Here is a 9,151-nt window from a genome sequence, read left to right as displayed (position 1 = left end):
AACATTGTTAAGCTCTCCAAAGCAGTCTATAAATTTATTTGATAGAAGAATCATAGAGTAAATCTAAAAATAGATAAAACAGTTTGTTTTTATTTTAATAATCGGTTTTATAGATTTAAAGATGTTTTCTTCAATCATTTCATAAAGCTATATGGGGGATTTAAATGATTCTTCAAGTGATTTGCAGTTTAAGCCGTATAAATTAGGTATGATCGAGACAGTTAAAAAATAGGGAAGCAAGTGATGCAATTACAGCGTGGTATCTATCAGCATTATAAAGGGCAACTGTATCAAGTTTTACATGTAGCGACGCATAGTGAAACCGAAGAAAAACTGGTGGTTTATCAGTGTTTATATGGTGATTACTCGATTTGGGTACGTCCATTTGCCATGTTTACTGAAACGGTAATGCTAGAAGATGACCGTGAAGTTGAGCGCTTTAAACTGATTCAAGAAGTATAAACAACGCTAGTAAAGTAGAGGGGATTTGATTATGCGTGCAGAATTTTTGAGTAAAGTATCGGCCTTATATCAACGCTTTCAAGAACATGACAGTACGCAAGCAGATCGAATTGCGCGCTTTCGCAATATTGAGCCTGAGTCTGCACAATTTTTGGCGCAACTGGTTCATATTCAGCAGCCTCAGCAGATATTAGAAATAGGAACATCAACAGGTTACTCAACCTTATGGTTGGCATATGCAGCGCAACAAGTGAATGCTCGATTAACCACTTTAGAAATTGATGCTGACAGAAGTCAACAAGCCGCTAGCCATCTTACGGATTTCAATTTATCCAATGGCGTTGAGTTTTGGGTGGGTGACGCAGCTGCATATTTGAAGCAGTCGCAAGCCATCTTTGATTTTATATTGCTAGATGCTGAGCGTGATGCTTATGTCGACTATTGGTCAGACTTGAAACGACTAATGTGTGTTTCACGCGGAGTTTTGGTGGTTGATAATGTTCTATCGCATGCAGATCAAGTCACGGACTTCATCGCGCTTATTCAGCAGGACGAGCAGTTTAACCTGTCTACATTAGCGATTGGTGCCGGCTTGTTGGTGGTGACGTGGGATCATGAAAAACAATCAGGATAAATCCTGATTGTTTGAGATTCAAAAATTAATGAATACTTAAGCGCGTAAAGTGCAAATCATATTCTAAATATTTATGAACAAAGGCTGTTTTATTATTACATCGAACTAAGTTGTTATAAATAAATTCAGGCACAGGGTGGTACAGCTCGCCTGAACCATCTGCATAGAAAATTTTTAAATAGCGTGTGGAAGCATTGTATTTCCAAGATGTTACCGCAATTGTCCCCATAAGCGACTCCCCATCATTTACATGGAATCACAGCAATGTGGCTGCTTAATTTAAACTTATGCCAAACTTAAAAAGTGAAGTATTACAGTTTTGTAAATAAAAAAACCATACATAAAGTACGGTTTTTTTAAGTGATCAATTAGCGCATTTTCGCAAGGAAACGACCTACTCGGGTAATGGCTTCACGTAGTTCATTTTCAGCAGGTAAGAACACTACACGGAAATGATCTGGTGTTGGCCAGTTAAAGCCTGTGCCTTGAACCAGAAGTACTTTTTCCGCACGAAGTAGATCAAGCATCAGTTTTTCGTCATCTTGAACTGGATAGATTTCTGGGTCCAATTTCGGGAAGCAATACATTGCACCTTCAGGCTTAACACAAGATACACCCGGAATATCATTCAACATTTGCCAAGCAATATTACGCTGCTCGTATAAACGACCACCCGGACGAATTAAATCATTGATTGACTGGTAGCCGCCTAAAGCAGTTTGAATGGCATACTGTGCTTGGTGGTTAGCACATAAACGCATAGAAGCGAGCATGTCTAAACCTTCAATATAGTCGACTGCACGAGACTTATCGCCTGTGATTGCCATCCAGCCTGAACGGTAACCCGCAATACGGTATGCTTTAGATAAGCCGTTGAAAGAGATACAGAGTTGGTCACCTGCTAATGCTGCTACAGAAACATGTTCAATACCGTCATAAACGATTTTGTCGTAAATTTCATCTGCAAACAAAATCAAATCATGCTTTTTAGCCAATGCGACGATTTGCTCGAGTACATGGCGTGGATAAACTGCACCTGTTGGATTGTTTGGATTGATAATCACGATACCGCGGGTACGTGGTGTGATTTTACTTTCCATATCTGCAATGTCGGGATACCAAAAGTTTTCTTCATCACATTTATAGTGAATGGCTGTCCCGCCTGAAAGGTTCACCGCAGCTGTCCAAAGGGGATAGTCAGGCATTGGCACGAGCATTTCGTCACCATCATCTAACAAGCCTTGCATCGCCATCACAATCAATTCAGAGACACCATTTCCGATATACACGTCATTGACATGCATATCTAAAATGCCTTTTTGCTGATAGTACTGACAGATCGCTTTACGCGCAGGGAAAATCCCTTTTGAGTCGGTATAGCCCACTGCATTTGGCAGGTTTAAAGCTACATCATTAATAATCTCTTGAGGAGCTTCAAAACCAAAGGGTGCAGGGTTACCAATGTTGAGTTTGATAATCTTATGACCGGCTTCTTCCATTTCATTGGCCGCTCGTAACACTGGTCCACGGATGTCGTAGCAAACATGCTCGAGCTTAGACGATTTTTTTATTTCGCGTGGGGTGTGGAGAGTGTTCGGCATTTTGATGTTCTCGGAAAGAGTGGAGGTCACTTTTGCATAACGGTATAAATAGCTTTTAAATGTTTCAGTTGTCACCAGATCGAGATCATGTTCATCTCTGAGTAAAGCAACAATTTTTTCATGCGTAAAACCCACCTGTTGATATTGTTTAATCACAGGCAGTAGATGTTTAAAAATAACGCTCTTTTTTTGCGACATTTTTTAATCCTGAGCAAGAATGTCAATAAGACTAACACTAAATTTGCTCACAAAAAAGCATTTAAGAAAATAAATTGCTTACCATTTTTATGAATTGCTTTCTTTTTGCTTTTATTGGAATTATAGGTCTTTTGTAAATTGTGAACTAAACACTAGAAATTTTAAGATGAATCACGTAAATATAGGATTATCCTATTTTAAATAGCAAGATAGAAAGGGACGTAATCATGGGAAAACTCAATAAAACAGACCGAGAATGGCAAAGAGAGTTATCACCTGACGAATTTCGCATTACGCGACAAAAGGGGACGGAGCCAGCCTTTACGGGGAAATATTGGAATACTAAACAAGCAGGCACTTACGTATGTCGTTGCTGTGGTACGCCATTATTTAATTCTGAAAACAAATATGACAGTGGTTGCGGCTGGCCAAGTTTTTATAAGCCACTCAATACGACTGTGATAGAAGAGCATCAGGATACAACACATGGCATGGTGCGTACCGAAATTGTATGTCATCACTGTGATGCTCATTTAGGCCATGTTTTTACAGATGGACCTGAGCCTACAGGTTTACGTTACTGTGTAAACTCGGCTTCATTAGAACTAGAAACACAAGAAAAAAGTGATGAGGATACTTATCCATGACCAACATTTATCAGTTTGAAGCGGAATTGTTAGATGGAAAAAATAAATCCTTTGCTGACTATGAGGGCGAAGTGCTGCTCATCGTCAATACGGCCAGTAAATGTGGTTTTACACCACAATTTGCGGGATTAGAAAAAATTTATGAGCAATATCATGCACAAGGGTTTGAGGTGTTAGGCTTCCCTTGTAATCAGTTTGGGGGGCAAGATCCGGGTAGCAATGAGCAAATAGGAACGTATTGTCAGAAAAACTATGGGGTGACTTTTCCCATGTTTTCCAAAGTCGATGTCAAAGGCCCTGAAGCCCACGCCATATTCCGTTATTTAACCAATAACAGCAAAGGGATTCTCGGCAGCGGCATTAAGTGGAACTTTACAAAATTCTTGATTGGTAAAGATGGCAAAGTAATTAATCGTTATGCGCCAACCACCAAGCCTGAAGCGATTCAGGCAGATATTGAAAAAGCATTACAACAATAATCGGTTGATGTGTCGTCAGTGATGAAAGAGCAAGGCACCTCAGTTGAATTTTGGAGTGATCCGCGCATGCCTTATGTGGAAACACGTCGGGCATGTGCAAGTCGTGCTTGTTATAAAGCCCATAGTCATCCGACATTTTCAATTGGAGCGGTGGATCAAGGCAACAGTATTTTCACTAGCCGCTTCGCTGGAACGCAACAAATAGACGCGAGTACCTTGGTATTGCTTCCTGCACATGTAGAACATGCGTGTAATCCTGTTCCAGATCAGGCTTGGAGCTACCAAATGATGCATTTAGATGCACATTGGTTGAATCAGTTATTACAAGAAACAGCACATAAAGATACTTATCAAGACATACCGCAGTTCAAACCCGTGCTGTATAAACAGCCTAAGATGTATCATGACTTTAGTTGTCTTAACAGTCAATTATTTGATACTGCACTGTCTTATTGGGAAAAAGAACATAGCTTAATCACAACACTTACTGAGCTTTTATTTCCATATATTCAATTAGAATTTCTTGCTCCTCAACACTATGCACAGCAAGAGTTTAAGCAGCTTTTATCGATGATTCAGGATGCTGACGTGTTTTTATCATTAGAGCAAATGTCGCAAGAAGTCCAGTTGAGTCGATATGCCATTATTCGGCTATTTAAATCATCTTTAGGCATGACACCGCACGCTTATCAATTGAATCATAAAATTAATGATGCACGTACCTTTTTAAAACAAGGCATGGATATAGCGCAACTCAGTTATATGCTGGGCTTTAGTGACCAAAGTCATTTTCATCGTGTTTTTAAAAGTTTAACGGGCACCACACCTAAGCTCTATCAAAAGCAACATCGCGCAATTTTATCCAAGAGTTGAACTTCATCCGTCGTTAGGCTTGTCTCACTTTTAAAGAGAGATAAGTAATGGAGCTTTTTATTGTTATTGCTGTGACGCATTTTGTGGCTTTGCTTTCTCCTGGCCCCGATTTTTTCCTGATTCTGATGACGGCATTAAACAGTGGTCAAAGAAGAGCACGATATACAGTTTTCGGTATTGTAGCTGGGAATGCTTTTATTTTAGCGCTTATTTTTACATTACTGGGGTGGCTTGGGCATATTCATGCTTATGTTCTGATGTTGCTACGCGGATTAGGTGTTGCGTATTTGTTGTATTTGTCTATGCAGTGTTTTCGCTATAAGCATCATGAAAATGTTGAAGTTCAAGCGCGTGATCCTGCACCTCATCAAACTAAAATTCTATGTTTTACTCAAGGTTTACAGTCAAGTTTGCTGAACCCTAAAAATATGATGTTCTATAGTAGTTTGATATTGCTGGTTTATTCAAAATTTGATTTTTATACTTTGCTTTTAATGAGTCTCTGGATGGTGGTTGTGGTTCTGATGTGGAATCTATTGTTGCTTAAGTTATTGAGTTGGAAGCGCTGGAATCATTTTTTAACTCAGCGACTCAATTGGCTTTATAAGATGTCAGGGTGCTGCTTTGGATTTTTTGCACTCGTTTTGCTATTAGATGGACTTGTAATATGAAAATCTTAAAGTAAAAGTCAATCAGTTGTCTGATGTCATAAGTTATAACAATGGAATAATTAATTCTCATTTGAATTTACAATTTAAATGAGAATTAAATCAGTTTGATTAAGACCAATTCTCATTTACTATCAGGCTCGAATTTTAGATTGATGAAAAAGGGTAGGAAATGGTTAAGCTGAAACCATTGGTGTTAATGATGGCATGTGTATCTGGGTACAGTATTTCACATGCGGCTGAAGTTTCAGAATTAGCAGAGTCAAGTTCATCAACTCAAGCAAATGATGTCACTGCTTTAGAAACAATTCGTATTGTTGCGAGTGCTGATGCTTCTGCAAATGGTTTAATGGAGGCTTTCGCTGGTGGGCAGGTCGCGACTGGCGGGCGAGTAGGTGTCTTTGGTAACCAGAAAAATTTAGATAACCCATTTAGCTTAACCAGCTATACCAACCAATACATTCAAGAACGTCAGGCAAAGAGTGTTGGGGATGTTTTACAAGCTGATCCATCCGTTCGTTTAGCGAAAGGATTTGGTAACTTTCAGGAAACTTATTTTATTCGTGGTTTCGTTTTGGCCTCTGATGATACAAGTTATAATGGCTTGTATGGGATTTTGCCGCGTCAATACATTCCTACAGAATTATTTGAGCGAGTTGAAGTTTTCAAAGGTGCTTCAGCATTTTTAAATGGTGCAATGCCGGGAGGTTCTGGTATTGGTGGTTCTGTTAACTTGGTGCCTAAACGCGCAGCCAATGAACCGCTTAAACGTGTAACAGCAGGTACAGATTTTAATGGTGGTTACTTATCGAGTGATGTATCCGAACGTTTTGGTGAAAATGATCAATATGGTGTACGTGTAAATACGGCATACCATGGCGGTGGTACAGAAGTTGAAAAAGAAGATAATTCGCTTGGGTTGGCTTCGATTGCGCTTGATTATCGTGGTGATCAACTGCGCTTATCAGGCGATTTAGGGTACAACAACAACCGTCTTAAAGAAAACCGTCCAAGTTTGCGTTTGACCAATGCAGTAACTTCGGTTCCAAGTGCATCACAATATGCGGATTATCATGGGCAATCATGGACATATTCTAATGAGGAAGATGTCTTTGGTAGTTATCGAGCTGAATATGACTTTAATGATGCAGTGACTGCATATGCTGCTTATGGTTTCCGTGTTAGTGAAGAAGCGGGCGTATATTCTAGTCAGCAACTCAGCAATACTGAAACGGGCGCTGCCTCTTTATCTGCCTCAACAATTTTACGAAAAGATAAAAACCATACGGGTGAAGTGGGTGTTAAAACCAAATTTAATACTGGTACATTAAGCCATAATGTCGTTCTGTCTGGTTCGATGTACCGAGCAGATAAGCGCTATAGTTATGGTTATGCTACAGGAGTGGCTGATAACTTCTATAATCCTATTTATAGTAATGAGTCTAATATTGATAAATGGCTAGGTTCTAAAGGAACTTATCCGAAAGCGAATGTGGCGACTTTAAGAAGTGTGGCTTTAGGCGACAATATTTCCGCTCTAGATGATCGATTAACGATTATGCTTGGGGCACGTTATCAAGAAATAGATCAAGATGTTTATTCATATGGGGTCTACAAGCACAACATTAATAAAGATAAAGTTACACCTGCTTTAGGTGTAAGTTATAAAATTACACCTGAACTAGCAGTCTATACCAACTATGTCGAAGCTTTGGTTCAAGGTGATGGCATTTTAGATAGTACTGGTAACTATTATGTGGCTGATCCTTTTGTGTCAAAACAAAAAGAAATTGGCTTGAAATATGAAAATGGTGTAATTGGTGGTGGTTTAAATTACTTCAACACTGAGCGTCGTAAAGCTGCTGTAAATACGGCAGGTTCAGCCCAACTCACTGATGCGAAAAATATTCATCAGGGTATTGAATTTAATGCCTATGGTCAATTAACCGATGCAGTTCGCATCTTAGGTGGTGCAACATGGATTGATACTGAGCAAAAAGAGACGTATCAAGGTTTGTTTGATGGCAACCAAGTGATTGGTGTGCCGGAGTTTCAGGCGAATGTTGAAGCAGATTGGAAATTACCTGTACCACAAGATGTTTCAATTAATGGTCGTGTCGTTTATACAGGTAGTCAGTACGCAAATAATGCGAATACATTAAAATTAAACGATTGGACGCGTGTAGATGTGGGGGCGAATTATAAAACCCAGATCAATCAAGTTCCAACAGTGATTAATTTTGGTATTACCAACTTATTTGATAAAGAGTATTGGGCTTCAGCAAGTACCAATGATTATACTTACTTAACACTGGCACAACCTCGTACATTTACTTTAAGTGCATCATTTGATTTTTAATCGAATAAAGACAAGAAAACCTCCGTTATAGGAGGTTTTCTTTTTTTAGATGAGCTTGTTTACAAAATCGCTTTTAAGCGTTTAATCACCTGCTCACACTGTGCAAGATCTGCAACTAGCGCAAGACGCACATGGTTTTCGCCTGGGTTACCTTGCTCAGTATCGCGTGACAAATAACGTCCAGGAAGCACTTTGACATGTGCCTTTTCCATGAGCATTTTTGCAAAAGTTTCGTCATTATCTACTTTTAACCAGTAGTAAAAGCCTGCATCTGGTTTTTGTAGGGGCAGTATATGGCCCAATTCCTTTTGAAATAAATCAAATTTTGCACGATATTGCACGCGGTTTTCTTCAACATGCGCTTCGTCATCCCATGCTGCAATCGAAGCCAATTGGTGCTGTACAGGCATCGCCGCACCATGATACGTGCGGTATTGCAAATAAGGCTTGAGCAATGCTGCATCACCCGCGACAAAGCCAGAACGCATACCTGGTAAGTTTGAGCGCTTAGACAGTGAGTGGAATACGACACAGTTTTTGTAGTCGTCTCGGCCAATTTCAGCACAAACTTCGAGTAAGCCCACAGGTGCAGTATCAAACCAAAGCTCTGAATAGCATTCATCCGATGCAATCACAAAACCATATTGGTCTGAAAGTTCGATTAATTTTTTGAATTGTTCTTTTGATAACACCGCACCTGTTGGGTTACCCGGTGTACAGACAAATAACAGGGCTGTTTTCTCCCAGACTTCAGCAGGCACAGCATCAAAGTCACCGAGATAACCATTTTCTTCGGTGCAATTTACAAAATACGGTTTTGCCCCAGCAAGTAAAGCGGCACCTTCATAAATTTGGTAGAACGGGTTAGGCATCACCACATAAGGCGCATCTTCACGATTTACCAATGCCTGCACAAAAGAGAAAATTGCTTCACGTGTGCCCGAAACAGGTAATATATTGTTTTCTGCACTAATCTGATTGAGTTGAAAACGACGGGTTAGCCAGTTTGCAATACCGGTGCGTAACTCGGGTATACCTTTACTGTTTGGGTAGGTCGATAAATGCTGAAAATTATCGATAAGGGCTTGTTTCACAAACTCGGGTGCAGGATGCTTAGGCTCACCAATCGAGAGTGGAATGAGGGGTAAGTCTGCGGGAGTAATATCCTGAAATAGTTTATTCAACTTTTCAAAAGGATAAGGGTGTAAAAGGGATAAACTCGAGTTCATG

At 39.7% G+C, this 9,151-nt stretch carries 10 protein-coding genes; 7 read left to right on the top strand and 3 right to left on the bottom strand.

Annotated elements, in window-relative coordinates:
* Window positions 1-243 precede the first annotated feature (243 nt).
* Together JZ787_RS17240 and JZ787_RS17235 are read left to right on the top strand one after the other, a co-directional pair.
* Window positions 244-462, top strand: coding sequence for a DUF1653 domain-containing protein (locus JZ787_RS17240; protein ID WP_086209344.1), 219 nt, complete (start codon window positions 244-246; stop codon window positions 460-462).
* Window positions 463-493: 31 nt separating this feature from the next.
* Entirely contained in the window at window positions 494-1,096 is a 603-nt protein-coding gene (locus JZ787_RS17235; protein ID WP_346312959.1) for a class I SAM-dependent methyltransferase, read from the top strand.
* Window positions 1,097-1,121: 25 nt separating this feature from the next.
* Here the strand turns inward: JZ787_RS17235 and JZ787_RS17230 are convergent, their stop codons facing one another.
* Both JZ787_RS17230 and JZ787_RS17225 read right to left on the bottom strand, forming a co-directional pair.
* Window positions 1,122-1,325: a KTSC domain-containing protein gene (locus JZ787_RS17230; protein ID WP_004980128.1), complete on the bottom strand. Its 204-nt coding sequence runs from the start codon at window positions 1,323-1,325 to the stop codon at window positions 1,122-1,124.
* 139 nt (window positions 1,326-1,464) lie between these two features.
* Window positions 1,465-2,895, bottom strand: coding sequence for a pyridoxal phosphate-dependent aminotransferase (locus tag JZ787_RS17225; RefSeq protein WP_005399616.1), 1,431 nt, complete (start codon window positions 2,893-2,895; stop codon window positions 1,465-1,467).
* A gap of 227 nt (window positions 2,896-3,122) precedes the next feature.
* On the opposite strand from JZ787_RS17225, the gene msrB reads away from it, so the two are divergent.
* From msrB to JZ787_RS17200, 5 genes are all read left to right on the top strand, one after another.
* On the top strand, window positions 3,123-3,542 hold the full coding sequence (msrB, locus tag JZ787_RS17220; protein WP_005399615.1) for a peptide-methionine (R)-S-oxide reductase MsrB: 420 nt from the start codon (window positions 3,123-3,125) through the stop codon (window positions 3,540-3,542).
* Window positions 3,539-4,021 carry a glutathione peroxidase gene (locus tag JZ787_RS17215; protein WP_004980122.1) on the top strand — a complete coding sequence of 161 codons (483 nt, stop codon included), beginning with the start codon at window positions 3,539-3,541 and terminating at the stop codon, window positions 4,019-4,021. The genes msrB and JZ787_RS17215 overlap by 4 nt, the downstream gene beginning before the upstream one ends.
* Before the next feature lie 21 nt (window positions 4,022-4,042).
* Window positions 4,043-4,894 carry an AraC family transcriptional regulator gene (locus JZ787_RS17210; protein ID WP_346312960.1) on the top strand — a complete coding sequence of 284 codons (852 nt, stop codon included), beginning with the start codon at window positions 4,043-4,045 and terminating at the stop codon, window positions 4,892-4,894.
* 47 nt (window positions 4,895-4,941) lie between these two features.
* The gene (locus JZ787_RS17205; RefSeq protein WP_346312958.1) at window positions 4,942-5,565 is read left to right on the top strand and encodes a LysE family translocator; all 624 of its coding nucleotides are present in this window, start codon (window positions 4,942-4,944) and stop codon (window positions 5,563-5,565) included.
* Window positions 5,566-5,734: 169 nt separating this feature from the next.
* Entirely contained in the window at window positions 5,735-7,921 is a 2,187-nt protein-coding gene (locus JZ787_RS17200; RefSeq protein WP_346312957.1) for a TonB-dependent receptor, read from the top strand.
* A 59-nt stretch (window positions 7,922-7,980) separates the two neighbouring features.
* Here JZ787_RS17200 and dapC read toward each other — a convergent pair whose 3' ends face one another.
* The gene (dapC, locus tag JZ787_RS17195) at window positions 7,981-9,150 is read right to left on the bottom strand and encodes a succinyldiaminopimelate transaminase (RefSeq protein ID WP_346312956.1); all 1,170 of its coding nucleotides are present in this window, start codon (window positions 9,148-9,150) and stop codon (window positions 7,981-7,983) included.
* Window position 9,151: the final 1 nt, after the last annotated feature.

Source organism: Acinetobacter sp. BWR-L5, from assembly GCF_039655985.1.
In the GTDB taxonomy this organism is placed as follows: domain Bacteria; phylum Pseudomonadota; class Gammaproteobacteria; order Pseudomonadales; family Moraxellaceae; genus Acinetobacter; species Acinetobacter johnsonii.
The sequence above is the reverse complement of the archived record's forward strand: the minus strand, read 5'-3'. Positions and strand labels throughout refer to the sequence as shown.